The organism is Deltaproteobacteria bacterium HGW-Deltaproteobacteria-18, from assembly GCA_002841885.1.
Taxonomy (GTDB): Bacteria; Desulfobacterota; Desulfovibrionia; order Desulfovibrionales; family Desulfomicrobiaceae; genus Desulfomicrobium.
The window spans coordinates 1-25,523 of record PHBE01000001.1 but is presented as its reverse complement, the minus strand read 5'-3'; the positions used below and the strand labels follow the sequence as shown (position 1 = coordinate 25,523).

25 protein-coding genes and 1 pseudogene are annotated in these 25,523 nt (G+C 59.0%); 13 read left to right on the top strand and 13 right to left on the bottom strand.

The features are described from left to right. Positions 1-15 precede the first annotated feature (15 nt). Both CVU60_00130 and CVU60_00125 read right to left on the bottom strand, forming a co-directional pair. Positions 16-843: a cytochrome C assembly protein gene (locus CVU60_00130; protein ID PKN43469.1), complete on the bottom strand. Its 828-nt coding sequence runs from the start codon at positions 841-843 to the stop codon at positions 16-18. Next, positions 821-1,510, bottom strand: a complete 690-nt coding sequence (locus tag CVU60_00125; GenBank protein PKN43468.1) for a siroheme synthase — start codon at positions 1,508-1,510, stop codon at positions 821-823. Before CVU60_00125 ends, CVU60_00130 begins: the two co-directional genes overlap by 23 nt. Positions 1,511-1,650: 140 nt before the next feature. Between CVU60_00125 and CVU60_00120 the strand changes: the two genes are divergently transcribed. The 10 genes from CVU60_00120 (at position 1,651) to fusA (ending at position 13,117) form a co-directional block, all read left to right on the top strand. Beyond that, positions 1,651-2,913: an ADP-heptose--LPS heptosyltransferase gene (locus CVU60_00120; GenBank protein ID PKN43467.1), complete on the top strand. Its 1,263-nt coding sequence runs from the start codon at positions 1,651-1,653 to the stop codon at positions 2,911-2,913. Then, a complete protein-coding gene (locus tag CVU60_00115) occupies positions 2,906-4,180 on the top strand; it encodes a hypothetical protein (GenBank protein ID PKN43466.1) in 1,275 nt (424 codons plus the stop codon). The genes CVU60_00120 and CVU60_00115 overlap by 8 nt, the downstream gene beginning before the upstream one ends. A gap of 77 nt (positions 4,181-4,257) precedes the next feature. Continuing rightward, complete coding sequence (locus tag CVU60_00110) at positions 4,258-4,899, top strand: phosphatidylserine decarboxylase family protein (protein PKN43465.1); 642 nt, start codon at positions 4,258-4,260, stop codon at positions 4,897-4,899. Positions 4,900-4,923: 24 nt separating this feature from the next. Further along, on the top strand, positions 4,924-5,682 hold the full coding sequence (gene pssA, locus CVU60_00105; GenBank protein PKN43464.1) for a CDP-diacylglycerol--serine O-phosphatidyltransferase: 759 nt from the start codon (positions 4,924-4,926) through the stop codon (positions 5,680-5,682). 124 nt (positions 5,683-5,806) lie between these two features. Next, on the top strand, positions 5,807-7,339 hold the full coding sequence (locus tag CVU60_00100) for a 2-isopropylmalate synthase (GenBank protein PKN43463.1): 1,533 nt from the start codon (positions 5,807-5,809) through the stop codon (positions 7,337-7,339). After that, on the top strand, positions 7,324-8,586 hold the full coding sequence (leuC, locus tag CVU60_00095) for a 3-isopropylmalate dehydratase large subunit (GenBank protein ID PKN43462.1): 1,263 nt from the start codon (positions 7,324-7,326) through the stop codon (positions 8,584-8,586). The genes CVU60_00100 and leuC overlap by 16 nt, the downstream gene beginning before the upstream one ends. Positions 8,587-8,596: 10 nt before the next feature. Then, positions 8,597-9,091: a 3-isopropylmalate dehydratase small subunit gene (leuD, locus tag CVU60_00090; protein PKN43461.1), complete on the top strand. Its 495-nt coding sequence runs from the start codon at positions 8,597-8,599 to the stop codon at positions 9,089-9,091. 116 nt (positions 9,092-9,207) lie between these two features. Beyond that, entirely contained in the window at positions 9,208-10,281 is a 1,074-nt protein-coding gene (gene leuB, locus CVU60_00085) for a 3-isopropylmalate dehydrogenase (protein PKN43460.1), read from the top strand. Positions 10,282-10,377: 96 nt separating this feature from the next. After that, a complete protein-coding gene (locus CVU60_00080; protein PKN43459.1) occupies positions 10,378-11,091 on the top strand; it encodes a hypothetical protein in 714 nt (237 codons plus the stop codon). A gap of 19 nt (positions 11,092-11,110) precedes the next feature. Beyond that, entirely contained in the window at positions 11,111-13,117 is a 2,007-nt protein-coding gene (fusA, locus tag CVU60_00075; protein ID PKN43458.1) for an elongation factor G, read from the top strand. Between the two features lie 120 nt (positions 13,118-13,237). On the opposite strand, the gene CVU60_00070 is transcribed toward fusA, so the two are convergent. The 5 genes from CVU60_00070 to CVU60_00050 all read right to left on the bottom strand — a co-directional run bounded on the left by CVU60_00070 (position 13,238) and on the right by CVU60_00050 (position 16,646). Continuing rightward, positions 13,238-13,762 (bottom strand): sulfurtransferase, encoded by a 525-nt coding sequence (locus tag CVU60_00070; GenBank protein ID PKN43457.1) that lies wholly within the window; start codon positions 13,760-13,762, stop codon positions 13,238-13,240. Beyond that, positions 13,759-14,262 carry a DoxX family protein gene (locus CVU60_00065; protein PKN43456.1) on the bottom strand — a complete coding sequence of 168 codons (504 nt, stop codon included), beginning with the start codon at positions 14,260-14,262 and terminating at the stop codon, positions 13,759-13,761. Before CVU60_00065 ends, CVU60_00070 begins: the two co-directional genes overlap by 4 nt. 136 nt (positions 14,263-14,398) lie before the next feature. Next, positions 14,399-15,106 carry an RNA pseudouridine synthase gene (locus CVU60_00060; protein PKN43455.1) on the bottom strand — a complete coding sequence of 236 codons (708 nt, stop codon included), beginning with the start codon at positions 15,104-15,106 and terminating at the stop codon, positions 14,399-14,401. 142 nt (positions 15,107-15,248) lie between these two features. After that, on the bottom strand, positions 15,249-15,962 hold the full coding sequence (locus CVU60_00055) for a hypothetical protein (protein ID PKN43454.1): 714 nt from the start codon (positions 15,960-15,962) through the stop codon (positions 15,249-15,251). Between the two features lie 33 nt (positions 15,963-15,995). Next, positions 15,996-16,646, bottom strand: a complete 651-nt coding sequence (locus tag CVU60_00050; protein ID PKN43453.1) for an arylesterase — start codon at positions 16,644-16,646, stop codon at positions 15,996-15,998. Here CVU60_00050 and CVU60_00045 point away from each other — a divergent pair. The 3 genes and pseudogenes from CVU60_00045 to CVU60_00035 all read left to right on the top strand — a co-directional run bounded on the left by CVU60_00045 (position 16,645) and on the right by CVU60_00035 (position 20,349). Continuing rightward, a complete protein-coding gene (locus tag CVU60_00045; GenBank protein PKN43452.1) occupies positions 16,645-17,319 on the top strand; it encodes an ABC transporter in 675 nt (224 codons plus the stop codon). The two genes, CVU60_00050 and CVU60_00045, sit on opposite strands and share 2 nt — an antisense overlap. Next, entirely contained in the window at positions 17,316-19,850 is a 2,535-nt protein-coding gene (locus CVU60_00040) for a hypothetical protein (GenBank protein ID PKN43451.1), read from the top strand. The genes CVU60_00045 and CVU60_00040 overlap by 4 nt, the downstream gene beginning before the upstream one ends. Positions 19,851-20,142: 292 nt before the next feature. Beyond that, positions 20,143-20,349, top strand: a pseudogene (locus tag CVU60_00035) (DNA-binding protein). Between the two features lie 406 nt (positions 20,350-20,755). On the opposite strand, the gene CVU60_00030 reads toward CVU60_00035, so the two are convergent. From CVU60_00030 to CVU60_00005, 6 genes are all read right to left on the bottom strand, one after another. Next, positions 20,756-20,962 (bottom strand): hypothetical protein, encoded by a 207-nt coding sequence (locus CVU60_00030; GenBank protein PKN43450.1) that lies wholly within the window; start codon positions 20,960-20,962, stop codon positions 20,756-20,758. A 1-nt stretch (position 20,963) separates the two neighbouring features. After that, a complete protein-coding gene (locus CVU60_00025) occupies positions 20,964-22,475 on the bottom strand; it encodes a hypothetical protein (GenBank protein PKN43449.1) in 1,512 nt (503 codons plus the stop codon). Further along, complete coding sequence (locus tag CVU60_00020) at positions 22,472-22,789, bottom strand: hypothetical protein (GenBank protein PKN43448.1); 318 nt, start codon at positions 22,787-22,789, stop codon at positions 22,472-22,474. Before CVU60_00020 ends, CVU60_00025 begins: the two co-directional genes overlap by 4 nt. A 236-nt stretch (positions 22,790-23,025) precedes the next feature. Then, on the bottom strand, positions 23,026-23,655 hold the full coding sequence (locus tag CVU60_00015; protein ID PKN43447.1) for a hypothetical protein: 630 nt from the start codon (positions 23,653-23,655) through the stop codon (positions 23,026-23,028). Further along, positions 23,645-24,598 (bottom strand): hypothetical protein, encoded by a 954-nt coding sequence (locus CVU60_00010; GenBank protein ID PKN43446.1) that lies wholly within the window; start codon positions 24,596-24,598, stop codon positions 23,645-23,647. Before CVU60_00010 ends, CVU60_00015 begins: the two co-directional genes overlap by 11 nt. A gap of 12 nt (positions 24,599-24,610) precedes the next feature. Beyond that, a partial coding sequence (locus CVU60_00005; protein ID PKN43445.1) for a filamentous hemagglutinin occupies positions 24,611-25,523 on the bottom strand: 913 nt, incomplete at its 5' end.

Sequence of the window (25,523 nt, the reverse complement as noted above, 5' to 3'; positions counted from 1 at the left end):
GGTGATGTCTAGAGATTACTGTCTGAAGCTATGGTGTGAGGGCAACAGAAAGTTGACCCCGACCAGGGAGACAAGACAAAGAATGAAAAGGATTATTGCCGTCCGTGCCGGTTTGCGGCCTCTCCAGCCCAGGGCCATGCGTTGATGGAAGAGCAGGGCGAAAAGAACCCAGATGACGATGGAGATCAGCTCCTTTGGGTCCCAGCTGATGACTTTCTTCCAGGTGAAGGATGCCCACAGAAATCCGGCAAGCAAGCTAATGGTGTAAAGCGGAAACCCGATGCTCACCGCCCAGTGATTGGCTCTGTCGAAGGTCTCCAGGGAGGGCAGTTCCTTGGAGAACCCGGGCAGCTTGGCCTTGGTCTTGATCAGTCTTTCCAGGTGCAGATAGGCCACCCCGGCGCCGAAGGCCATGGCGATGAGCGCGAGCGAGACGAAGATGGTGCCGACATGCAGGCTGAACCACAGCACGCTGAAATGCTCGGGCACGGCCAGGACCTGGGTGCGCACTGCCAGGGAAGAGGAAAAGAGGACCAGCGCCAGCGGCGCGGTGATCATGGACAGAAAGTCGTGCTTGAGACGCCACCACAGGACAAAAAAGATGAGTACGAAAAACCAGGCCATGAGGCTCATGTAGAACTGGCCGTGCTGCAGATTGGCGGCCCCGAGCTCCATAAAACGCAGGCCCAGGTCCACGGTATGCAGGCCAAAGGCCAGCGCGGATGTCCAGGCCGCGATGCGTTTGAGGAACGCGCGGCGCAGGACCAGGCCCAGGGGGTATGAAACCGACCCGGACAGGTAGAGCAGTGCTATGATCAGTTCAAAAAGTCGGGAAGCAGTCATCACACCATTCTCCGATTCTTGTATGCAGGTCAGTGGGAAGCACGTTCCGGAGCAGTTCCAGGCAGGCGTGCCGATCGGTGTTCTTGATCAGGTCCGGCAGGGCGGAGGCGGCCAGCCGGCGGAAGATCTCCCTGTTCTCGTCGCTGCTTCGACCCAGGGCCAGCAGCGCGGTCCTGATGTCAGCCAGAAGACGGGTCATGGTCTCGTATTCCGGCCCGTATCGTTTCTCCAGATCCCGGCGGATGACCCGTGCCAGGGCCGGGCTGGCTCCGCTGGTGGAAATGGAGATGGTCAGATCGCCGCGGGTGATGCTGGCCGGGAGCACGAAACTGCCATGCCCGGGGGCATCGGTCATGTTGCACAGTATGCCTCGCTCCATGCAGATCCGGCCGATTGCGGCGTTCACGGCGCGGTCGCTGGTGCAGGCAAAAACCAGCCGCGCCCGGGCCAGGTCCGTTTCGGCGAAGGGCCGCTGTTCATACGAGAAGTTGTCCTGCCTTGCAAGAAGCTCGGTCAGTTCCGGGCTTGGCGGCGCGGGGTCGATGGCGGTGACCAGCGCCGGGGCGCATTGCAGCAGTCCCTCGATCTTGCGCCGGCCGACTTCGCCCGCGCCGATGACCAGGCAATGCATGCCTGTCAGATCCAAAAGCAGAGGATAATAACGCATGCCTGTCGTCTAGCAGAGCGAGTCCTGCTTGTCCAAGACGTCAGGCCCCCCGCTTTCCGTCCAGTCCGGTCCTGCCGGGCGAGAGGTCTGATAATCCGGGGAGTTCTGGACTTTTCCGGTTTTTTGCCGGATGAAGGGGCATGAATTCCTGCGATTCCGACATGCGTTGCAAATCCTCCCTCAAATATCTGGTCATCCAGCTGGCCCGGTTCGGCGACCTGCTCCAGACCAAGCGTCTGCTGCGCTCCCTGCAGGGCGAAGGCGAGGCGCACCTGTTGGTGGACGATTCGCTTAAGTCCCTGGCCCGGATCGTCTATCCGGGGGTCCAGGTGCACGGCATTGCCGCCCACGGGGTTCACGGCCCGGATATTCTGGCGCGGGTGCACGAGGATCTGGGCGGTATCATGGACCTCGATTTCCACCGCATCTACAACCTCAATTTTTCCGGGCCGAGTTTCGCCCTGGCCGGGATGTTTCCGTGTTCCTCGGTCCGGGGCTACCGTTCTCATCGGGGGCAGCGGCTGATCGATTCCTGGCCCGGGCAGATCATGCGCTGGACCAGAGTCCGCGCCCTGACCGGCCTCAACCTGGTCGACGTGTGGGGGCTTTATGCCGAGCAGCCGGTTCTGCCCGAGCTGCTCAATCCCGATGCGGTCCCGCGCGGCGGCGGCATTGGGGTGGTCATGGCCGGGCAGAACGCCCGCAGGTCCCTGCCTGCCGGGATGCTGGCTCCGCTTGTCCAGGCCGCGGCCGGGCGCGTGGGTCACGGCCCCATCCATTTGCTCGGCTCCGGCGGGGAGCGGCGGGCCGCCAAGGAACTCACGGCCCTGCTGCCCGCTTCGCTCCGGAGCGAGGTCCGCGACCTGGTCGGCCGCACCGGCTGGCAAGAGCTTCATGACACCGTGGGCGGGCTCGATCTGCTCGTCAGCCCGGATACCGGAACCATGCATCTGGCTGCCCATCTGGGCGTGCCGGTGCTGGCTTTTTTTCTTTCTTCAGCCTGGTGTCACGAGACCGGGCCCTATGGCCGGGGGCACCTGGTCCTGCAGGCCACAAGAGAGTGCGCGCCCTGTCTGGAAACCACGCCCTGCCCGCATGACGTTGCCTGTCGCCGGGTTTTCGGCGACCCGTCCGTGCTGCGCCATGTCAGCGGCCACACGTTCCGGGAGCTTGCGCCGGGGTGCGCGGTCATGAGCAGCGGCTTCGACGAGCTGGGCCTGACCTTTGCCGCCGTCGCCGGTACGGACCCCGGAGCAGAGCGGCGAAAGGCCTTCAGGGCGATGGCCGCCGCCTATGCCGGCGTGCCCATGCCGGAGGGAGGGGAATTTCTGCCGGAGGAAAACTGGATTCTGGAGCGCGACTGGATGCTGCCCCAAACACTGCGAGGAAGGGCCCATGACTGAGACACGGCGAATTCTGGTTGTTTTACCCATGTACGGAGGCTCCCTGCCTATCGGACGCTACTGCGGGAACGCGCTGCGAGAGCTTGGGCACGTGGTAGAATATTTCGAGGCTCCGGATTTTTTTGGAGCCTTTTCGGCGCTGAAGACCTTGCGCGTGGGCACGGACCGTCTTGATTATTTGGAAAACAGCTTCCTGCAGGTCGTGTCCCAGGCCATCCTGGCCAAGGTCGAAACATTCTGCCCCGACCTGGTTCTGGCCATGGCGCAGGCTCCCTTGTCCCGGCAGGCCCTCAAACGTCTCCGGCGAGACAAGGTGCCGACAGCCATGTGGTTCGTGGAAGACCGCGAGGTCTTTCCGTACTGGAAGGCCTTTGCCCCCTATTACGACCTGTTCGCGGTCATCCAGAAGGGAGATTTCGCGGAACAGCTGGCGGCGTTGGGGCAGCGGGACTCATTCTATCTGCCTCTGGCGGCGGATCCGTTCGTGCACCGGCCGTTGGAGTTGTCAGCCGTTGAACGGCGCAAGTGCGGCAGCGAAATTTCCTTTGTGGGCGCGGGCTACCCCAACCGGCGCCTGGCTTTTCGGCAACTGGCCGGCCATGGCCTGCGCATCTGGGGCAACGACTGGGACGGAGAGACGACCCTTGCCCCCTATCTGCAGCGGGACGGGGCGCGCATAGAGACCGAGGAAGTGGTGCGTATCTTCAACGCCACGACCATCAACGTGAACCTGCATTCTTCCGTCAGGCCGGGCGTATTGGTGGGGGATGGGGATTTCGTCAATCCCCGCACCTTCGAGCTTGCGGCCTGTGGCGCTTTTCAGCTGGTGGACCGGCGCGGGCTCTTGCCCGAGCTTTTCGCAGAAGGGGAATTGGCCCTTTTTTCGGACATGCCCGAACTGCTGCAAAGCATCGCGTACTACCTGGCCCATCCCGAGGCCAGGTCCGAGGTCGCGGCCAGGGGCAGGGCCAGGGTGCTGGCCGAGCACACCTACGCGCACCGCATGCAGACCCTGTTGCGGCACGCGGCAAAATTCATGCACGTAAAGGAGATCCCGCCAGATGATTGGCGGGCTCAAATCGCTCCGCATCTGCGCTCGGAAGTGGAAGCCCTTCTGGCCGGATTGAACCTTGCCCCAACGGTGAGTTTCGAGGATCTGGTCTGTACCCTGCGCGGCCGGGAAGGCCGTCTGGACCGTCTGGAGACAGCCATTCTCTTTCTTGATGAATGGAAAAAACTGTATTCAGGTCCACGGCCGGGAAAATGACCGGGGAAAATTTGGCTTGAAACTCTCATCCCCCGCGAGTAGTCAGGCCCTTGCTTATCAATTGATCAGGAGTTTTCATGTACAAGCCCTCGATCGGCCTCTCTCTTGAAGGCCTGCCCTTTGTATTCTTTACGGCCATCGCCACCCTGACCTTCGCCCTGCTTGACTGCTGGTTCATGGCGACCGTCCTGCTCGTGGTCCTCTTCCTGGTGCTGAACTTCTTCCGCGATCCGGAGCGTGTGGTTCCACAGGAGCCGGGTATTGCCGTGTCTCCGGCCGACGGCAAGGTCATCAAGGTCGAGACCATGCGCGATCCCATGACCGGCGAGGACCGTACCGCCGTCTGCGTGTTCATGAACGTCTTCAACGTGCACGTGAACCGCATGCCCGTGGCCGGTCGCATTGCGCGCATCTCCTATTTCGGCGGGAAATTCCTCAACGCCTCCTTCGACAAGGCCTCCACCGACAACGAGCGCAACTCGCTCCTGATCGAGGACGGGGATGGCCGCAGCTGGACCATGGTCCAGATCGCAGGGCTCATCGCGCGGCGTATCATCTGCTGGGGGGAGGAGGGCGACGCCCTGAGCCGTGGCCAGCGTTTCGGACTGATCAAGTTCGGATCCAGAGTTGACCTTTACCTGCCTGCCGAGTATGAACCAAGTGTTCGTATTGGTGACAAGGTTTTTGCAGGACAGTCGATCCTGGCCCGCAAGAAATAAAAAAGAGCTTTATTCAGGACCGTAATGGAACACTTGAAACCCAAACATCGGGGATACTATCTGCTCCCCAACATGATGACCATGGCCAGTCTGCTGACTGGCTTCCTGGGTATTCTGTGGTCCATCGACGGGCGTTTCGAGATGGCTGCCGTGGCCATTATCGTCAGCTGCGTCTTTGACGGACTGGATGGAAAACTGGCTCGGCTGACCAATTCGGCATCCGATTTCGGTGTTCAGCTGGATTCGCTGGTCGATCTCGTCGCTTTCGGCGTCGGTCCGGCCATCATGATCCACCAGTGGAACACTTTCGAGTTCGGCCGCCTGGGCATGATGGCCTCCTTTCTGGTCATGGCTTGCGGCTCGCTCAGGCTGGCCCGCTTCAACATCCAGACGGGCAAGATCAGCAAGAAATTCTTCATCGGCCTGCCCATTCCGGCGGCGGCCTGCACCTTGGCCACGTTTGTCCTCTTTTCTTCCTACATCCCTGAATCCATGGCCGGCATGGTGCCCGGCATCACGCTTGGGCTCGCTTTTCTGGTCTCCATTCTCATGGTCAGCAATGTCCGTTACGCTTCCTTCAAGGACGCCGAGGTCATTCGCGCACACCGCTTCAGCGCCACGGTGACAGCACTGCTCATCTTCGTGCTCGTCGCCTCCGAACCAAAGCTTCTGAGCTTTGTGTTCTTCATCGGCTACATCATCTCCGGTCTCATCTACACCTACTTTTTTCTACCCCTACGCGGGAAATCCTTCCTACGAGAGTCTTCTCACAAGATCTCGTAAAGGAAACACGTAACCCCCTCAGCATCGTTTGCAGGAAACGGCCATCCAGGCGTATATTCAGCCAGGGTCAGTCGCGGTCTTTATCACTTATCGATTATACATCATCCATTAAAAGGAGTGCATCATGTCAGAAAGAATTTTCATTTTCGACACGACCTTGCGTGACGGCGAGCAGTCTCCCGGCGCAACCATGAACCGAGACGAGAAGGTTCGTCTGGCACGGCAGCTCGAAATACTCGGCGTCGACATCATCGAGGCCGGCTTTCCCGCCGCAAGCCAGGGCGATTTCGAGGCCGTGCGCGACATTGCCCTGGCCGTGCAGAACTGCCAGGTGGCCGGACTTTGCCGTGCGCTGCCCAGTGATATCGATCGTGCCTGGGATGCGGTCAAGGGCAACCCGCAGGCGCGAATCCACACCTTCCTGGCCACTTCGGACATTCACATGAAGTTCAAGCTGCGCAAGGAGCGTCACGAGGTTCTGGACATGGCCGAGGCCGCCGTCAAATACGCGGCGTCGAAGACCTCCAATGTTGAATTCTCCGCCGAGGACGCCTCCCGTTCCGATTGGCCCTTTCTGGTTCAGGTCTTCGATCGCGTCATCGCGGCAGGGGCCACGACCATCAACATCCCGGACACCGTCGGCTACACCCAGCCCCAGGAATTCGCGGAGCTGATCAAGTACCTGCTCGAAAACGTGAAGGGCAGTCACAAGGCCGTCTTTTCCGTGCACTGCCACAACGACCTGGGCCTGGCCACGGCCAACACCCTGGCGGCCTTGAAGGCAGGCGCACGTCAGGCCGAAGTGACCCTGAGCGGCATCGGCGAGCGCGCCGGCAACGCGGCCCTGGAAGAGGTGGTCATGTCCATGGACGTGCGCAAGGATTTCTATCAGCTGACCACAAACATCAATAAAGAGCAGATTTTCCCCTCCACCCGGCTCTTGTCTTTGATCATCGGTCAGCCTATACCCCCTTACAAATCGATTATCGGTGCTAATGCGTTTGCCCATGAATCTGGAATCCACCAGGATGGAGTTCTCAAGAATCGCCAGACCTATGAGATCATGACTCCCGAATCCGTGGGACGTCAGGAAGAGGACATGGTTCTGGGCAAGCATTCGGGTCGCGCCGCCTTCGACAAGCGCCTCAAGGATCTGGGCTACCGCCTCGATGAGGAGCAGCTCGGCATTGTTTTCACGGCCATGAAAAAACTGGCCGACCGCAAGAAGGAGATTTTCGTCGAAGACCTCGAGGCCGTCGTCCTCGATGAGATTTTCCGCCTTCCGGACAAGTACCGCCTGGAATACCTGAGCGCCTTGAGCGGCAACATGGCCATCCCCAACGCGGTCGTCAAAATGTATGTGGACGGCGAAGAACGCATCCTGTCGGATTTCGGGACAGGCCCCATCGATGCTGTTTTCAACACCATCGGCAAGGTCGTGGGGCGTAGCCCCAAACTGGTCCGCTATGCGGTCAATGCCATAACCGGCGGCACCGACGCCCAGGGCGAGGTAACCGTCAAGATAGAAGAGAACGGAAAAACTTCGGTGGGCCGCGCATCTGATGCGGACATCATCGTGGCCAGCGCCAAGGCGTATCTGAACGCCCTGAACCGCTTGGCCAAAAGACAGGAGGACAGCATATGCGCCAGACTTTAGCTCAGAAGATATTGCAGAGGCATACGGACCAGCCCATCACCGCGGACGGACAGATCGTCCAGTGCCGCGTTTCCATGGTGCTGGCCAACGATATAACCGCACCGCTCGCCATCAAGTCCATTCGCGGGATGGGTGTGAAGCAGGTTTTCGACAAGGACCGCGTGGCCCTGGTCTGCGACCACTTCACCCCCAACAAGGACATTGATTCGGCTGAACAGGTCAAGGTCGTGCGCGACTTTGCCCGCGAGATGGACATCACCCATTATTACGAGGGCGGAAACGTGGGTGTTGAGCACGCCATTCTGCCCGAATACGGGATGGTCGGACCAGGAGATATCGTGGTCGGTGCGGACAGCCACACATGTACCTACGGCGGCCTCGGCGCTTTTGCCACGGGACTCGGGAGCACGGATATCGCCGCAGCGATGGCTCTTGGCGAAACCTGGTTCAAGGTTCCGGAGACAATCCGCGTCAACTTCACCGGCAAGTTGCCGGAGCATGTCGGCGGCAAGGATCTGGTCCTTTTCACCATCGGCCAGACCGGTGTTGCCGGAGCCTTGTACAAGGCGCTGGAGTTCGGCGGCGAGGTCATTGACGGCCTTTCAGTCGAGGCGCGCATGACCATGGCCAACATGGCCATCGAGGCCGGCGGCAAGGTCGGGCTTTTTGCTGCCGACGAAAAGACCCTGGCCTATTGCCAGGCTCACGGCCGCATGGGCGACAGCCCCATCGCCGCCGACGAGGGCGCGCATTACTGGAAGGAGATGACCTTTGACGTGTCCTCCTTTTCTCCCCAGATCGCCTGTCCGCACCTGCCGGACAATGTAAGGCCGGTGGAGGAAGTTTCCGACGTGCGCGTGGACCAGGTCGTGCTCGGTTCCTGTACCAATGGCCGTATCAGCGACCTGCGCGAGGCGGCCAGGATCATCAAGGGCCGAAAAGTGGCCAAGGGGGTGCGTTTCATCGTCATCCCTGCATCACCCGGCGCCTATTCGATGGCCCTGGACGAGGGCCTGCTGCGCATTTTCCTCGATGCGGGCGCCATTATCAGTCCGCCCACCTGCGGGCCGTGCCTTGGCGGGCACATGGGCATCCTGGCCGGCGGCGAGCGTTGCCTGGCCACCACAAACCGTAATTTCAAGGGCCGCATGGGCAGCTTGAAGTCCGAAGTCTACCTGGCCAACCCGGCCGTCGCCGCAGCCACGGCCGTGACCGGGCTCATCACGCATCCGGGCGCGCTCGGCTAAAGGAGGAAACATGAAATTCAAAGGAAAAACCCACGTTGTGGGGGATCATATAGATACCGACGCCATTATCCCGGCGCGTTTTCTTGTCACTGCCGATACGGCGGAACTGGGCAAAAACTGTTTCGAGGGGCTGGAAGAAGGCTGGGTCAAGCGCGTCGCTCCCGGCGACGTCCTGGTGGCCGGGGAGAACTTCGGCTGCGGCTCGTCCCGGGAACACGCCCCCCTGGCCATCATCGGAGCGGGCATTCCCGTGGTGCTGGCCAAGAGCTACGCACGCATCTTCTACCGCAACGCCTTTAACATGGGGCTCTTGCTCCTGGAACTGGGCGACGACATCGAACGCATCAAGGAAGGCAACGAGCTTGAGATCGACGTGGCCGCAGGCACGATCAAGAACCTGACCACGGGCGAGACCATCGGTTTCATCCCAGTGGCCCCGTTCATGATGGAAATGCTCTCCGGCGGCGGCCTGGTCGAGTACGTGAAGCGCAAGGTGGCGCAGTAGCCCCATTCGGCGCTCTCTGGCGCGAACATCGGGCCTCCTCCACTCTCCTTGAATGGGGTGCAGGGGGCGCGTCCCCTGCCCGCCGGAGGCATGCTTAAAATACATAGGAGCTCTCAATGAACATGAAGATATGCCTCATGCCCGGCGACGGCATAGGCCCCGAGATAGTGACCCAGGCCGTGAAGGTGCTGGAGAAGGTGGCGGCGAAGTTTGGGCATACGGTTCAGACCGAGACGGCGCTGATCGGTGGTGCAGCCATCGACGCAGTGGGCAATCCTTTGCCCGATGCCACCGTGGCTGCCTGCAAGGCTGCGGACGCGGTGCTGCTGGGCGCGGTGGGCGGCCCCAAATGGGACACCATCGATCCTGCAATCCGGCCCGAAAAAGGGTTGCTTGGCATCCGCAAGGCGCTTGGACTCTTTTCCAACCTGCGCCCGGCCGTGCTCTTTCCGGAGCTGGCGGCGGCGTCCTACCTGCGTCCGGACATCATCGGCCAGGGCCTTGATATCATGGTCGTGCGCGAGCTGACGGGCGGGGCCTATTTCGGAGAGCCGCGCGGCGAGACCGTGGTGAATGGCGAGCGGGCGGCCTTCAACACCATGATCTATTCCGAATCCGAGATCGAGCGCATCGTGCGCGTGGCCTGCGAGATCGCGCGCAAGCGTTCTGGGCGGCTCTGCTCCGTGGACAAGGCCAACGTGCTCGACGTGTCCCGCCTGTGGCGCGAGGTGGCCATCCGCACCGCAGCCGAGTATCCGGATGTCGAACTTTCGCACATGTACGTGGACAACGCGGCCATGCAGCTCATCCGCGACCCCTCGCAGTTCGACGTCATCGTGACCGAGAACCTTTTCGGCGACATCCTTTCCGACGAGGCCTCCATCATCACCGGCTCCATAGGGATGCTGCCTTCGGCCTCCATGGGGTCGGACGGACCTGCGCTGTTCGAGCCCATTCACGGTTCGGCCCCGGACATCGCCGGTCAGGACGTCGCCAATCCCCTGGCCACCATCTTGTCCGTGTCCATGATGCTCCGCTTCGCCTTCGGCCTCGAGGAAGAGGCCGCGGCCATCGACGCGGCGGTCAAGAGCGTGCTGGCCCAGGGCTATCGTACTGGTGACATCTATGTAGGCGAGGGCAAAAAGGTCGGCTGTTCGGAAATGGGCGCCCTGGTGCTGGACGCGATCTGAACTTCCAGGGCCGCACCCTGTTGTGCAACGCCTTGAAATATGGAAATGTCGGGCAGGTCATGCATGGCCTGCCCATTTTTTTGCAAGGAGCTACGGGTGATCGAAGAACTGTTGGCCGAGAACGGATTTGTAGCGGACATTGATGACGATGCTTTCGGGGAGGCGTATGAACGCTGTCCGCCGGTCCAAAAATCAATCATCAAGAACGCGGTGAGCTTTGCCTATGCCCTGGCCCAGAACGGGACCGAGCCGGTCATGCAGACCCGGCGGTTCAGTCATGTGGAACATTCCCTGAGCTGCGAGCGGCTGGAGTGGGCCTTTTTTGCGGTGGATCTGCGCCGCTTTCCCCTGCCGGCCCTTTTTTCGGCCATGGTCCAGGCCCTGGTGGCCAAGGTTCAGGGGGTGGTCGTGCACGTAACCGGTCCGGTGACCGACCCGTTCCTGTTTGGTTGCGATTTTTTGTCCGCGCACCAGGTCTTCACTTCCGATCCGCAGCCCCTGGTCAGACTTCTGGCCGGCAGCGGTCCGGGAATATGCGTCGATCTGGCCGGACTGGATCTCGATTATTCCCGGACGCTGCGCCCTGATCCGGCAGGATACGGTATTCGGATGGACATCCCGGACAGCGAATATCTCCAGGCTTACCGGGCAGTCACTGCCGAGGTCGCCGCAGAAGGACGCCCCTACATCCTCTACGGCGGCGAGCCGGGCCAGGCCCCGGTGGTCATGGCCGAGCGGCTGCTTGGCTGTTGGGTCTGGGACGTGATCAGTCCCGATACGTTTCGCCATTGCACTTCCACCTATTCCTAACCCGATTCAGCCAGAACTCATGAAAAAACACGACATCGATTCCTCCACACGCAATATCGGCATCATCGCCCACATCGACGCGGGCAAGACCACGCTGACCGAACGACTCCTCTTTTATGCGCACAAGATCCACAAGATCGGCGAGGTCCATGATGGCAACGCGACCATGGACTACCTTGAGGAAGAGCAGAAGCGGGGCATCACCATCACCTCGGCCTGCACCTCCGTGGTTTGGGAGGGCAGTCAGGTCAACATCATAGACACTCCCGGACACGTGGATTTCAACGTCGAAGTGGAACGCTCCCTGCGGGTCTGTGATGGCGCGATCGTTGTCTTCTGCGGAGTCAACGGTATCGAGTCCCAGAGCGAGACGGTATGGCGACAGGCGCGAAAATACGGCTTGCCCCGACTTGTTTTCGTCAACAAGACCGACCGTCCCGGAGCCGATTACTGGAAGGTGGTCGCGGATATAGAGGCCCGCCTTGCGATCAGGCCGCTGCCGGTGACGGTGCCGTCCGTCTGCGTGGAGGGCGGGGTGCTGCATCTTCTGCGTGGCAAGGTCCTGGTCTTCGATGCGACGGATCAGGGCACGACGGTGCACGAGTTCGATCCGGCGGACGGGGACCGCGATCTTTTCGAGGCCAGGCGCAAGGAACTGACGGAAGCCGCAGCCGATTTCGACGATCTGGTCATGGAGCGCTACTTGGCCGACGAAGCCATCGGCGAGCCCGAGTTGCGGGCAGCCCTGCGCAAGGCGACGCTGACGGGCCAGGCCGTGCCGGTCTATTGCGGCAGCGCACTCAAGAATATCGGGGTACAGCCGCTCATGAACGGGATCGTGCATTTTTTGCCCTCTCCGGTGGAGTCGCATTCCCACGCCCATGTGCTGCGGCGCATGGAGGAGCAGAGCGTGAGTGCGGACCAGTTCGTGGGCTTTGTCTTCAAGGTTCTCTTCGAAGGCGCGCATAAGAAGATCTTCATGCGCGTCTACAACGGCCGCATCGGCGAAAACAGCGCGGTGTACAATTCCCGGTTGGAGCACTTCGAAAAGATCCACAAGCTCTATACTGTTCATGCCAACCGGTACGAGCCCATCCCCGAGGCCAAGGCCGGCGAGATTGTCCTGGCCACGGGGCTCAAGGAGTGCATCACCGGCGACACGCTCTTCTCCGGCAAGGCCACGTTGCGTCTTGAGAACATCGACGTCATTCAGCCGGTCCTGAACGTGGCCCTGGTGCCGGGCAGCGCCAGCGATACGGACAAACTTCAAGCTTTGCTTCAAAGATATTGCATCGAAGACCCGACCCTGCAATCCTTCACGGACGAGGACACGGATCAGCTCATCGTGGCGGGCCTTGGCGAGCTGCATCTGGAGGTCGTACTGGAGAGGCTGCGTCGTGAGAGCGGGGTTACTTTCCGGTACGGCAATCCGCAGGTCATTTTTCGTGAGACCATTGCCGCCGATGCGACGGCCGAGGGAACCTGCCGCAAGCTCATCGGGGACCAGCAGCATCGCGCCCTGGTTCGGGTCATGGTGCATCCGGCTGCGCGGGGGCAGGGCAACCTCTGCGTCACCGAGTTGCCGGCCTCGAATCACACGGACATAGCGCTCAAGGCCATGGAGGACGCGCTGCAGGCCGGGATGCTTCAGGGTTGCCTGGTTTCGGACGTGCAGGCGACATTGCTCGAGGTTGCCCATTTCGAGGACGGCCTGACGGATCTGGGCGTGCGCATGGCCGCGCTGGAGGCCATGAAGTCGGCCCTGATCAAGGCCTCGCCGGTCCTGCTCGAACCGATCATGGATGTGGAACTGCGCATGCCGCAGGAATATGTCGGTGACTGCGTCAACCTCCTCGGAGCAAAGAACGCCCGCATCCTGGACGTGCGCACCTCCGATTTCGAGTCCGGTATCACGGCCACCGCCCCCATGCGTCAGCTCTTCGGCTTTTCCACGGAGCTCAGATCCCGGACCAAAGGCAAGGCGTTCTATTCGCTGGTTTTCAGCCGGTATGACGTGGTGGGTTGAGCACTGCGCGCCGGGACGGTGACATCCCGCCTTTACCATGCAGAATGCCCCGAGCCGTAATGGCCAGGGGCATTCCTGTTTTCATCCGGATGCGCGGCTTTTCGCGGCGCAGTGTAAGGACTACTTGATTTTTTCGATGGGAAATCCGGCGCCTTTCCAGGCGAAGATGCCGCCGGGGAAGCGGTAGACGTTCTTGTAGCCCAGTTTCTTGGCCCACGCCGCGCCATTGTGGCTGCGCGTGCATTTCACGAATCCGCAGTAGATCACGATGGGCTTGTCCTTGTCGGGGCCGAGCATGGCCTCGAAGTCGGCCTGGGATTTGCCAGTGGTCTCCTTGTCGTTCCATTCCTTCATGTCCGGAATGGGGAAGAGGAACTGCAGGGCTCCGGGGACGTGTTCCTTTTTGTAGCTGTCTTCGTAGGGCATGGTGTCGATGATGACCATGTCCTTGCCTTCGTCGATCATTTTTTTGAGTTCGGTCGCGGCGAGCAGTTCGTAGCCTCCGGCAATGGTGTCGCGGTGCAGTTTCACGGCAACTGTTTCCGTGGTCACTTCGGCCTCGAACTTGTTGTCGAAAAGGGCGAAGGAGGGGCTTGCAGCGAGCAGGCAAAAGAGGGTCAGGACGAGGCCGGCGATTTTCTTCATGCAGTTTCTTCCTTTGAAATAGAGGTTGTGATGGATTGGTAGATGCTGGTGAAAGTGCCGGGGCGCACGCCCAGAAGCTTTCGCCACGCGTAAAGCGTTGCCGCGCATCCGAGCATGACAAGATCCCGCCACAGCGCGCCGCGGATTCCGGCGAAGGCTTCACCTTCGGGATCGCCCGGGCCGTAGCATCCGCAGTCGATGTCCAGGCCCATGTGCAGTCCGTAGCCGAGCACGACGATGAACATGAGGATCATGAGGGTGATGAGGCCAAGGCTGCCTCGGATATCGAAAATGAGCGCCACGGCGCCCATGATCTCGAGGATGGGAAGGATGATGGCCACGGCCGGGATCAACGGCCCCGGCAGGATGCCGAAGGCATCGATGGTCACGGCAAAGGTCATTGGATCCAGGATTTTGATGATTCCGGCCGCAAGAAAAGCTAGCGCCAGCGCGATCCGCACCGCAGCGTAAGACCAGGATTTCCAGTAAATTGGGATCATGGAGTGAATATCTGACCTGATGCGGGCTTTCGGTCAAATCGATAATTTTGATTAGGAAGGTCGAAATGGATTGAACTTGTCGATGATTGATCGGATGGACGGTTTTGATCAAAGGGCCTGACAACTTACGGCGAAATCACGTTCCGGGAGAGGAGGCGGGGGGCTCCAGCGCGAGGGGAGCCAGGTGGGGGGCGAAATCGCAGGGTGCGTGGAAGACGGTCCATTCCCCGCTGTAGGGGTGATAGAGGCCAAGCTGGCTGGCGTGGAGATGCAGGCGGTCGCCTTGCCGGGCGTCGCCGTAAAGGTTGTCACCAATGATGGGGTGGCCAAGGCTGGCCATGTGCACCCGCAACTGGTGGGACCTGCCGGTGTGGGGGCGCAAGAGGACCAGGGTGCTCTCTTCGGCGCGTTCAAGCACCAGATAGTCCGTCAGGGCCGGTTTGCCCGTGTCGAGGCAGACCATCTGCCTTGGGCGGTTGGGCCAGTCGCAGATGAGCGGAAGGTCCACCTGTCCGGCGTCTTCTTCCATGATGCCGTCGACCTTGGCCAGATAGATCTTGCGGGTCAGGCGGTCCTGAAATTGCTGGCGCAGGATCGCTTCGGCCTTGCGCCGGGTCGCCACGACCAGCACTCCCGAGGTGCCAAGGTCCAGGCGATGCACGGCCTGGGCTCCCGGGTGAAGTTCGCGTACCCGTGACAGGACCGAGTCGAACAGCTCCGGTGTGCGGCCGGGCACGGACAGGAGCCCGCCCGGCTTGTTGACCACGATCATGTCCCGGTCTTCATGGATGACGATCAGCCGTGGCTGGGTCGGAGGATTGTAGTCCAGGGGGTCGAGGGTCATGATCCGGCCGGGTCCTGTGCAGGCAGTGCGCCCTGATCGGTCATGAAGTCCATGGCCGCTGTTTTTCTGTCCAGGGTTTGATCCGGTATGACCGTGCAGGCCAGAAGCAGGAAGAGGACCTCCGCCGGTCGAAGGCAGGTCTTCACTGCAGAATCTCAGGGGGCTCGGCGCTGGGTTCAAACACGCCGAGCTGGTCGAGTTGCCAGCCGACATCCTTGCCGATCATCTTCTTCTTGCGCACGGTGATCCACCAGATGCCCTTCCATTGCCATCCGGGGATGGACATGACGTAAGTGGCCTGGCGTTGCAGGGATCTGGCGATGAGATCGACGGTGTCTTCCTGACGCTCCTGCGGAGTGAGTCCGGTGCGCCTCTCCAGAGTGGCGCGGCCCTGCAGATGCAGTCCGAGCAGGTCTGTAAGCCCGGTTCCGGGAAAACTCTGGATGAAAGCTCCGGGTACCGCCGGCAAGGTATGCGCGTCCGGTGCGTTGGTGGTCGTCACGCCGGTCTTGTCATCGTAAATGGTGACCAGTTCCACGAAATGCTTGCCCATCCCGTAATATAAAACCAGATAACTTTTTTCCGCCGCATTTTTCCAGGTCCGGCAAAAGAGGGCCTGTTCCTTGGAGGCGATCTGGAAGTCGAACATGACATCGTCTTCGAAACCATGCTCACGGGCCCAGTCCTCGGCCTCGCGCAACGGCTGGCGCAGTTCCTGGTCCGAGGGGACATGCGAGCGCGGGACCATCCGCTCTTTGGGAGAGGCCAGCGCATTGACGGTGATGCGCATGATCTTGACTGACAGGAACCAGGCTCCGATAAGGATGCCCAGCAGCACAAAAGGCAGAGTGGTCATGAGTTCCCCACGACAAGAATGTCTTGTTTCCGGTTATGCGGGACGCTGCAACAGCGCGTCCACTTCGTCCAGGACCAGCGGCAGGATCCCGTCCACGATGCGTTCCACGCCGTCGGCATTGGGATGCAGGCCGTCATCAAGCAGCAGCTTCGGATCGGAGATAACCCCGTCCAGAAAAAAAGGGTACAGGGGCAGATCGTATTTTCGGGCCAGGTCGGGAAAAACCTGCTCGAATTCTTTGCGATAAGCCGCTCCCCAATTGACCGGAGCACGCATTCCGGCCAATATTACTAGTACTCCGGCCTTGAGGCACTCCTCGATCATGGCTTCGAGGTTGGCGCGCATGGGCGCCGGGTCCAGGCCGCGCAGGCCGTCGTTGGCGCCGAGCTCCAGGATGACCAGATCGGGTTTGTCCTGCAGGGACCAGCCCAGGCGTGCCCGTCCGCCACTTGAGGTGTCGCCGGACAGGCCGGCGTTGGTGACTCGGACCTTGCGCCCCTGGCTGAGCACCCGCTGCTCCAGCCTGGCGGCGAAAGACTTGGAGGGGGGCAGGTTGTAGCCTGCGGTCAGGCTGTCCCCGAAGGCGAGAATATGAATTTCAGGCTCCGCGCAAACTCCGCGAACCGGACATAAAATGATCAGGGCCACGGCCCAGGTGATACTCCATACAAGGATGGATGACATGAATGTTTCCTCTTCTGTTGTACTCTCTGACGTTCATTTGACGCTAACCGCCGGCTCGGGGCCGGTCAACATATTGAGCGGGGTCAACCTGCGGGTTTCCCAGGGCGAGACCCTGGCCGTGGTAGGCCCTTCCGGTTCGGGCAAGACGACCATGCTCATGCTCATGGCCGGGCTGGAGCGGCCGACGCTGGGCCAGGTACAGGTGGCCGGGGTGGACCTGACCGCCCTGACCGAGGACGAGCTGTCACGCTTCAGGCGTGAGCATCTGGGCATCGTCTTTCAGGCCTTTCATCTCATTCCGACCATGACGGCGCTTGAAAACGCGGCCTTGCCCCTGGAATTCGCCCATCATCCAAAGGCCCGCAGTCGGGCCATGGAAGCGTTGGAGCAGGTCGGCCTCGGGCATCGCGGCGGCCATTACCCCTCGCAGCTCTCGGGCGGCGAGCAGCAGCGCGTGGCCCTGGCCCGGGCCTTTGCCGCACGGCCGCGGATCATCCTTGCCGACGAGCCTACGGGCAACCTGGACGAAGAGACCGGGGCGCGGGTCATGGAGCTGCTCTTCACTCTGCAGGCCGAAGAGAATGCGACCCTGGTCCTGGTCACTCATGACCGCTCGTTGGCCGAACGTTGCGACCGGGTGGCCACCATGCACTCCGGGCGCATGGAGGCATGATGGGTGCCAAAGACCTGCATTTGGCCCTGACGCTTTGCCGCCGCGAGCTGCGGGGCGGCCTGCGCGGTTTCGGCGTCTTTCTGGGCTGTCTTTTTCTGGGCGTTCTGGCCATCAGCGCCGTGGGCTCTCTGGGGCGCGCCCTCGAGGCCGGGCTGGCTGGTGACGCCAAGGCCATACTCGGCGGAGACGTGAGCGTGACCCTCACCTCACGGGATCTTAGCGAAGACGAAGTGGTATATCTCGGCGGTTTCGGTGAATTGAGCCGGACCCTATCCACGCGGACCATGGCCCGCGCCGAAGCTCCGCATGGGTCCACCCGTTCCGCACTGATCGAGTTCAAGGGCGTGGACGCTCTCTACCCCCTGTACGGTAGCATGGAGCTTGAAGGCGGCGCGCAGTTGCAGGAGCTGCTTGCCGTCAGGGACGGTCTGCCCGGAGCCGTTGCCGACCGGGGGCTTTTTACCAGACTTCAGATTGCCGTGGGGGATGAAATTCGCGTTGGTGATGTGCGCTTCATCCTGCGCGGGATCATCGAGCGCGAGCCGGACCGCGTGGTCGAGTTCTTCAGCCTGGGACCCCGGCTCATGGTTTCCGCCGGGGCCTTCGGGCAAACCGGCCTGACCCAGCCGGGCAGCCTTTTTCGCGCCGAATATCTTTTGCGTCTCGATGGCGGAGATGCCGAACAGGTGGTCGGTCGGATCCGCGACTCCTATCCCGATTCGGGTTGGCGGGTGCGCGACTACATTCACGCCGCGCCGCGCATCCGCACGGTGCTGGAGCGCCTGAGTGTGGACCTGACCCTGGTTGGGCTGGGCGCGCTTCTGGTCGGGGGGCTCGGGATCGCGGGCGGGGTACGCGGGTATCTGGGCGGGCGGCTCAACCACATGGCCGCCATGAAATGCATGGGCGGCTCAAGCGGCGTACTGTTTGTTTCCTACCTGACGCAGGTCCTTTTTCTGGGCTTTGTCGGCGCCTGCGCCGGAATGCTGGCCGGGAGCCTTGTGCCCTGGCTGGCCGGACGATTCTTTTCCGACGTCCTGCCCATCCAGGTCCGCAGCGGAATTTATTTCGCCCCCCTGATCCAGGCCGCTCTCTTTGGACTGGTCACGACCCTGGCCTTCTCCATGCCGCCTCTCTTTCGCGCCGTCATGGTGCGGCCTTCGGGTATTTTCCGAGGTTACGTCTCAGCCGACATGGCGCGCATTCCCCGCGCGGCAATCCTGCCCACGGCCGCCGCCTTTGCCTTGCTGGCTCTGATGGTTTTCTGGTTCGCGGGCAACAACAAGCTCTCGGCATGGTTTGTGGGCGGGACCATCATGGCCTTCGTGCTGTTCAAGGGGCTGGCCCGGATCATTCGCTGGCTGGCGGCCAAGGCGCCGCGATTGCCCTGGCCCAGCGCCCGCATCGGCGTGGCCAACATTCATCGCCCGGGCTCGCCAGGCGTGAGCCTGGTCTTTGCCCTGGGCTTCGGACTCACGGCCCTGGTGGCCGTGGTCATGGTCAATTCCAGCCTGACCAGGGCGCTGACCGCCGAACTGGCCGAAGAGGCCCCGGACTTCTTCTTCATGGATATCCGTCCCGACCAGGTCGAGAGGTTTCGCGCCCTGGCTCTCGATACTCCCGGTCTGTCGCGGCTGGACCTGCGCCCCATGATCCGGGGGCGCATCGTGCGCATCGGCGACACGCCGGTGGAGAACGCCACCGTGGCCGAGGAGGTTTCCTGGGCGGTGCGCGGGGACCGGGGGCTCTCCTACAGCGAGGATTTTCCGCGCGGCAGCACCCTCGTGCGGGGCAAGTGGTGGGAGAAGGGGTATGCCGGTCCGCCGCTCATTTCCCTGACTTCCGACCTGGCCGAAGGCTTCGGGGTTGACCTTGGCGACACCTTGACCGTCAATGTGCTCGGCCGGAACCTGACCGGGACCATCGCCAGCATCCGCGAGGTCGACTGGCGGACCCTGGCCATGCAGTTCGCCATCATCTTCTCGCCCGGAACCCTTGACGCCGCTCCTCAGACCTGGCTCGGGGCGGCCTACGGCGTGGACGACACGGAGGCCCTTTATGCCCGTGCAACTCAGGCCTTTCCAGAGGTGGCCGTGATCACCATTCGCGAGGTGCTCGACAACGCGGCCCTGATCCTGACCCGCACGGTGCGCATCTTCCAGGTCATGGCCGGCGTGGCGCTGCTGGTCGGGTTTCTGGTGCTGGCCGGAGCCTTCTCGGCGGACCAGCACCGGCGCATCTACGACAGCGTCATCTACAAGGTCTGCGGCGCGACCAGGCGCGACATCCTGGCCATCCTCGTGGCCGAGTTCTCCCTGGCCGGACTGTTCACCGGCCTTGGCAGCCTGGCGCTGGGTTCGCTCACGGCCTGGGGCGTGGTCCAGGGCCTGCTGCGCATGCAGTTCATTCCGGACCTTGCCATGGGCTTTTTGACCGTGCTGGCCGGTGTCGGGGTGTCGCTGTTCATGGGACTGCTCGGCACCTGGCGTGTGCTGGGCAGAAAGGCCGCGCCTTTCCTGCGCAACGAATAGCAAACGCCCTACCGGACCCGACCCGGCAGGGCGTTTCTTCCTTCCAGACTGTGCGCCGTGTCGGCCCCGTGGCTGAAGGGGAAGAGGAAGACGGGGTGATGGAAACATTCAGTCCGGAAGCCCTTTTAAACGGGTGCTTGCCGGATCAGGCGTACAAGATCGAATTCATTTATGACAGGCGGATAGCTGCTGCCAAATGTTCAGAGTTGTATCGACTATGGGTAGTTGTATGCAATGCATACGGGTAGTGTGTGTATGACAATGGGAATTTTGTTGCCTGATATGAGAGCAGCAGCTCCACAACCCCAGTTTTAATCCCGTCGAATTCGACGGGATTAAAAAACAGGCCGGGCTGAACAGCTTCACGCTCACTCCGAAACAGTGGATTGACCAAACTGGCGCGATCGGGATTGTGTCCAAAGCCGGACGTTACGGCGGAACCTATGCCCATTCGGATGTGGCATTCGAATTCGCGTCGTGGATTTCGGTTGAATTCAAGAGACCCCGTTCCTCCCGATGGTGCCCCGACGCCTTTTGCTCGCTTATTCATCGGTAATTATTTCAAATACAAATCCGCTACCTTTCCTTCTTTCAAGAAATTCAATTGCCGCTTTCCATGCAAAATCTTGATTCGACAAGTCGATACCGTGTTCCATAAAAGGCTGTGTAGTATTTATGGTAACTTGAAAAGCATCAAGACCTAGAATTTTTATGGATTTCTTCTCTAATTCCTTTACTATTTCGATTGCATCTTGCGGCGAGAATAATAACAATCCTCCACGCTGAAGAGCATTTTCTTTATATTTGTCAATAAAATTAAACATAGTTTTAGCTTAAAATTTATGGACGATAAGGTGTAGTAGTTCATAATTGACCTGCTCGACTCTTTTCAGACCCGCAGATAGTCAAGATAGCTTGTTGTTTGCTTCCTGCAATTTTTCAATTAATTCCAGCAAAGGTATTTCACTCCATTTTATATCGGGATAACAAAAGAACTCAACAAGAACCTCTTCTTGCTCTTTTGAAATTTCCGCCAATTGGTAATTTTTTATCCACAATTCTGCCACGACTTTTTCTCTATCAGGAACACTTGCGATACTAATTTTTATCATACTATGGCTCCAATACTCCTACAAATTTACCATTAATATCAAAACGCAGAGTTCGTCCATCAGGCGAAACAATATCTATAACAGGGCCAAATCGACCTGTATTTTTAGAGAATACAACTGAATCTGGATTATTCATAATGTTTTCAACAAGCTTTTGACCCGCAATATTTTTTTCGTAAGGGCTGCCTTTGACCGCTTCATACACGCTGCCTGGACGCGAAGAATGCTTATCAATTGCCCTCGCTATCGGAGATATTCCATATTCGTTCGGAGTAACAGCATTTTTCAACAAATCATCCGCAGTATGCCCAAAAGAGGAAGGCAACTTGTCAGCAATCTTCAAGGCAGCAACCCCGACCGCCTCATCCCCAAACTTCCCAACAATCTTCGCACCCAGTCCGGCAAGGCCGAATTTCTTGACTGCGATGCCAATCTTGATGGCGATCACGTTGGCCGGGATGGCGTCTGTTGCAGCACCAAGGGCGATTTCGGCAGCTATGTCGGTTGCCTCGTCCGTATCGCCCGCATCAATGGCCTTGGCAAGTCGGTACGCATCGTACGCCTGGAGCCCTTTGTCCATGAATTCAAGGAGCACCGGAATCACAAAAAATGCGTTGTTTTCAGCCGCATTGCCGCCGGTCGTAGCGGCCGTATCGATATCCCTTTCCGCAACGGCGGCGGCAATGCCCGCGGCAAGCCTGCCCATGTCCACGCCGGAGGACTCAAGCCGGACGAGATCAGCCTTCAGTTGGAGCGCTTCCTCATCCGTCAGATTCATCAGGGCTTCAGGATTATCAATCTGACTGTAAACGAATCGCTGGACAAAAGCCTCGGCCGTCATCTCGCCGACCACGGCGCCAATGGCCCCGGCTGCCGCATCGCCGCTTAACGCCTCACCCATGGCTGCGCCCAAGGCAGCATGGGTTATCTTGTGCGTAACGTAGTTGAGATCACCTTCCCGGTAGGCCGCACCGATTTCTCCGGCAACCTGCGCCCCAAGAGTGATCACGGCGGCGGTGCGCAGACTGTTCGTAAGGTTCTGTCCCAAATCTCCACCATTTATGGCGGTGTTCACGCCTGCCGACACGCCCGCCTGAATGGCCGTACGTTGCAGAGTCGTGCTGAGAACTTTCATGGTTGCGGTCATGTCCTCTGCCTGACTCAGCAGGCCAGGATCATTGGCCGCGTCCGTCGCACTCATGAGCCCGCTCGTCAGGCCCGCCGCCAGCATGACCGTGGCCAAGGAGCGGACTGTATCCTCGGTCGCCATGGCCTTGAGCACCGCGCCAACGTCGCCTTCATTGACGATAAGTTGCACGGCGGCCTGGCTGACAAGCGAGTTGAAACCCGCTGCCACAGCGGAGTGCACGGCCAGTTGCGTTGCCGTCAGACTCGCGGCCGTCGTTGCTCCCGCCGTGGCACTTGCAGTCGCGGCCGTTGCCGCTGCACCTGTTGCAGTGTTGATGCCTGTCGCCCATGTCGCGAAGGCTGCTCCCACCCCGGTCACCGTCAGCGCACAGCCACGGCCAGGGCCACCAGTTGCACGCCCGGCCCGCCGATACCGCTGTCCTCATGCGCCCATTTATCGTGGGCTTCCTGCACGGCCTGCCAGTTGACGTCGTCGCGCTTGAGAAGCTCGCCCATCCAGCCCAAACCAGGGGCCTGCGCGAGCTGCTCTATGTCCTGACGGACGTTTCCAGTCTGCCTGTATTGGACCACGACCCCGTTCGCCGTGGTGATACTCAGCTTCCTGGCTGATATCTCCGTGTGCTGAACCGTTTCGTCCTGCGTCCCCTTGTCGGAAGAGGACCAAGCCAGAAAGCCCATATCGGACGAGACGTTAGTATTGGCTGTCCTTGCTCACCAGCATGGCGACCTGTCCGCTCTCGGTGGTAATCGAGGTCTCGTCGCCGGAGGTGATGCGCGCCGATTGAAGGATGACGCTGTCACCGGCCTTGAGATCAATCTACCCGCCAGCGTCGGAGTTGTGTGGAGGTGGTGGTTATGTCAAAAAACAAAAAAAGCCCCGCAGGGGGAGGCGGGCTTTCACTGGTGTATTGATGTCATTCTGCCTTGAAATATCGTATCTTTTTCATTCGCTCCACAGCCTTGGTTGCGGTTTCCTCATTCATGGGCCACTTATCCGTCTTCATGTCCTCCTTCTTCGCGCGCCATGCCATGTAGACCTTGGCAAAAGATTGATCGACCTGACTCAGAAAGAGGAAACCGCTTTCGGTATTGCAACCGTCCACGACCAGCGGATCCTGAAGGTCGCTGCAAAAATAGGTCATGATGATCGCGCCGCCTTCGGCGCTGACTATTTTTGACTTTCCTTGCACCTTGCAGCCAAGGGCGAGTGCATTGAGGGATTCGTCTAGGAAGCGTTTCATGTCGTATTTCGGTAGGTAGAAGCCGTACACACCGTAAAGATTCGACCAGCTTTCGAAATTCTGGCCTTTGGGGATCTGTTCAAGTGCGAATAGATTGTTTTGCTGATTCCGAAAGAACTCCGAGTTGCCAAGGTCTTTGACACCATTCACCCACATGGGCGGGGGATAGGAGAGGACGCCTTGGTAGAGTTTGACCACTTGGGTAATGGTTTTCACCTGTGACAAATCAGCACTCACGGCGTCGGGCGCACTTATAGATGAAACAAGCAAAACGATTACAAGACTCGTGAAATTACGAAGCATCAATATTCTCCTCTTTCAGCTTCAGTTTTTCGATTTCAAGCTCATAAGCAGTTGGCTTAGCATCTAGGATTTTCGGACGCAGCTTTTCAACATCAGCGGGAACAGCGAAATCCATTCCTTTCTTTTCAAGGAAATCGATGCAGCGCCAGAACCACATGTTCTCAATAGACTTTTCTCGATGTAAGATATCGTATAAAAAATATCCCCATATGTTTGATATGGGTCCAGAAATGCAATTCTCTCTTGCAAATTCCTTTGCCCAGTCAAATGGATCACCGTTCATATAGTCTGCTCCATGCTCAAGCAAAAAAAAAGTCAATTCATAATTGCGTGATACTTTTGAATATTCTAAGAGTTCAATGCTAAAAATATAATCGTCGAAATCCAATTCAGCCCCAGCATAGTATAGAGCACAAAAGGATTTAAAATATTTTATATCTACTGCTCTAGAGATTGGACGCGAGTACAAGTTACGTACAATCAAATTAGGATTTCCGCCCACATCTAATGCCATTTGAAGATAATCTATGCCAATTTTTGAAGACAATTCAGTCGCTAAATGAATAAATGACCATTCCCATCTTCGTTGTTCGTCCCACTTATCCCAAATGGCATTGGGGTCTGCGCCATGCTCAAAGAGACGTTTGAGCCCAGCTTTATTGGGATGGTAGAGTAGCCACCCAATAACCGTGATGCCGTGTTTGCCAACAGCATTTGGGTTCGCCCCATGTGCGATAAGTTCATCCACTTTTTTAAGGTCGCCTTCTGAAGCAGCAACAGCCAACTTTTGGGCCATACTGTCACTTGGGAAAAGATCGGAAATTCGAATCTCTTTTTTGGGCAGTTGCTGCATCGCAACCTTTGTAACAGCCGACATCCCTTCGCATGCGTTGAGCAGGAAAAGGCTTGCCAATAACATTGCCACATTGATTATTATGTTCATAACGATTTTTATTTACGGTTGCGTTGGCGTATCAAATTCTGACAACATGGATTCTATTCCGTGGATTCCACCAGCTTCAACGACATATCTTTCGCCTATCGCAGTTGGAAGCATGAAGCTCAGCATATCTTGGAGATTCGTCAACATATCGCCTCTACTCGAATAGGATATGACGTTATCGTGCACTTTGTTCACATCTCCCCCAATTGCAGTGTAGGTGTTATCGTGGACCCCAGCAGGATTGAATACCACTGCACTGGCAACATATTCTGTGGAAGCAGCCGCAATGGCCATACCACCACCAAGAGAGTGCCCAGTAGCAGTAACCTTGTCGGCTTTAAGTTCAAATCTTAATCTATCAAGAAGCTTAACTTGCTCATTTAACATGGCATATTGCCCTGGAGAAGCCCCAAAGTATTGTGAAATATTCGTTGATGAAAAGTCTTTCATTTCATCTGAGCCACGATAAACCGCTACCAACTCTTTCATTTTTTCGTTGAAAAACACCTGCGTAGTCATGCCTGTGTCGTTGTCCTGCAAAAGAGCAGGTAACTCTGGGACTTTTTGAGCTATTTCGCTATCTGTCAACCGCCTAAAGCCATCTGAGCCAGGACAGTCATCGTCATACGAACAACTTGAAAGCTTTGCCTTCGGTCCATCCCGCTCTTTCTGCTCCTCCGTCAACTCCGGAGCCTTGATCTGCTCTGCCAGCTCGGCGATGATGGAACTAAAGGCTCCCTGTATCGGGTCGCCGCCAGCGATGGCGGAGCCTGCAGCTCCTATCGCTCCAATGAGGATCAAATTGACAGTATCGTTCAACTGGTCTGAGGTTATCTCGTCTGTTGCGTAACTTGCAAAGGTGGAACCAAGAGCGGACCAGAACGATTCCTCCAACTCTTTGCCACCCACCACAGTATCAGTGAGA

Excerpts from the sequence above, each read along its gene's own strand:
- leuC (PKN43462.1), top strand. The coding sequence starts at position 7,324 with ATGCGCCAGACTTTAGCTCAGAAGATATTGCAGAGGCATACGGACCAG.
- CVU60_00065 (PKN43456.1), bottom strand. The coding sequence starts at position 14,262 with ATGATCCCAATTTACTGGAAATCCTGGTCTTACGCTGCGGTGCGGATC.
- leuD (PKN43461.1), top strand. The coding sequence starts at position 8,597 with ATGAAATTCAAAGGAAAAACCCACGTTGTGGGGGATCATATAGATACC.
- CVU60_00120 (PKN43467.1), top strand. The coding sequence starts at position 1,651 with ATGAATTCCTGCGATTCCGACATGCGTTGCAAATCCTCCCTCAAATAT.
- CVU60_00020 (PKN43448.1), bottom strand. The coding sequence starts at position 22,789 with ATGGGCTTTCTGGCTTGGTCCTCTTCCGACAAGGGGACGCAGGACGAA.
- CVU60_00060 (PKN43455.1), bottom strand. The coding sequence starts at position 15,106 with ATGACCCTCGACCCCCTGGACTACAATCCTCCGACCCAGCCACGGCTG.
- CVU60_00110 (PKN43465.1), top strand. The coding sequence starts at position 4,258 with ATGTACAAGCCCTCGATCGGCCTCTCTCTTGAAGGCCTGCCCTTTGTA.
- CVU60_00050 (PKN43453.1), bottom strand. The coding sequence starts at position 16,646 with ATGTCATCCATCCTTGTATGGAGTATCACCTGGGCCGTGGCCCTGATC.
- CVU60_00030 (PKN43450.1), bottom strand. The coding sequence starts at position 20,962 with ATGATAAAAATTAGTATCGCAAGTGTTCCTGATAGAGAAAAAGTCGTG.
- CVU60_00125 (PKN43468.1), bottom strand. The coding sequence starts at position 1,510 with ATGCGTTATTATCCTCTGCTTTTGGATCTGACAGGCATGCATTGCCTG.
- CVU60_00070 (PKN43457.1), bottom strand. The coding sequence starts at position 13,762 with ATGAAGAAAATCGCCGGCCTCGTCCTGACCCTCTTTTGCCTGCTCGCT.
- pssA (PKN43464.1), top strand. The coding sequence starts at position 4,924 with ATGGAACACTTGAAACCCAAACATCGGGGATACTATCTGCTCCCCAAC.
- leuB (PKN43460.1), top strand. The coding sequence starts at position 9,208 with ATGAACATGAAGATATGCCTCATGCCCGGCGACGGCATAGGCCCCGAG.
- CVU60_00055 (PKN43454.1), bottom strand. The coding sequence starts at position 15,962 with ATGACCACTCTGCCTTTTGTGCTGCTGGGCATCCTTATCGGAGCCTGG.
- CVU60_00130 (PKN43469.1), bottom strand. The coding sequence starts at position 843 with ATGACTGCTTCCCGACTTTTTGAACTGATCATAGCACTGCTCTACCTG.
- CVU60_00040 (PKN43451.1), top strand. The coding sequence starts at position 17,316 with ATGATGGGTGCCAAAGACCTGCATTTGGCCCTGACGCTTTGCCGCCGC.
- CVU60_00015 (PKN43447.1), bottom strand. The coding sequence starts at position 23,655 with ATGCTTCGTAATTTCACGAGTCTTGTAATCGTTTTGCTTGTTTCATCT.
- CVU60_00010 (PKN43446.1), bottom strand. The coding sequence starts at position 24,598 with ATGAACATAATAATCAATGTGGCAATGTTATTGGCAAGCCTTTTCCTG.
- fusA (PKN43458.1), top strand. The coding sequence starts at position 11,111 with ATGAAAAAACACGACATCGATTCCTCCACACGCAATATCGGCATCATC.
- CVU60_00115 (PKN43466.1), top strand. The coding sequence starts at position 2,906 with ATGACTGAGACACGGCGAATTCTGGTTGTTTTACCCATGTACGGAGGC.
- CVU60_00045 (PKN43452.1), top strand. The coding sequence starts at position 16,645 with ATGAATGTTTCCTCTTCTGTTGTACTCTCTGACGTTCATTTGACGCTA.
- CVU60_00100 (PKN43463.1), top strand. The coding sequence starts at position 5,807 with ATGTCAGAAAGAATTTTCATTTTCGACACGACCTTGCGTGACGGCGAG.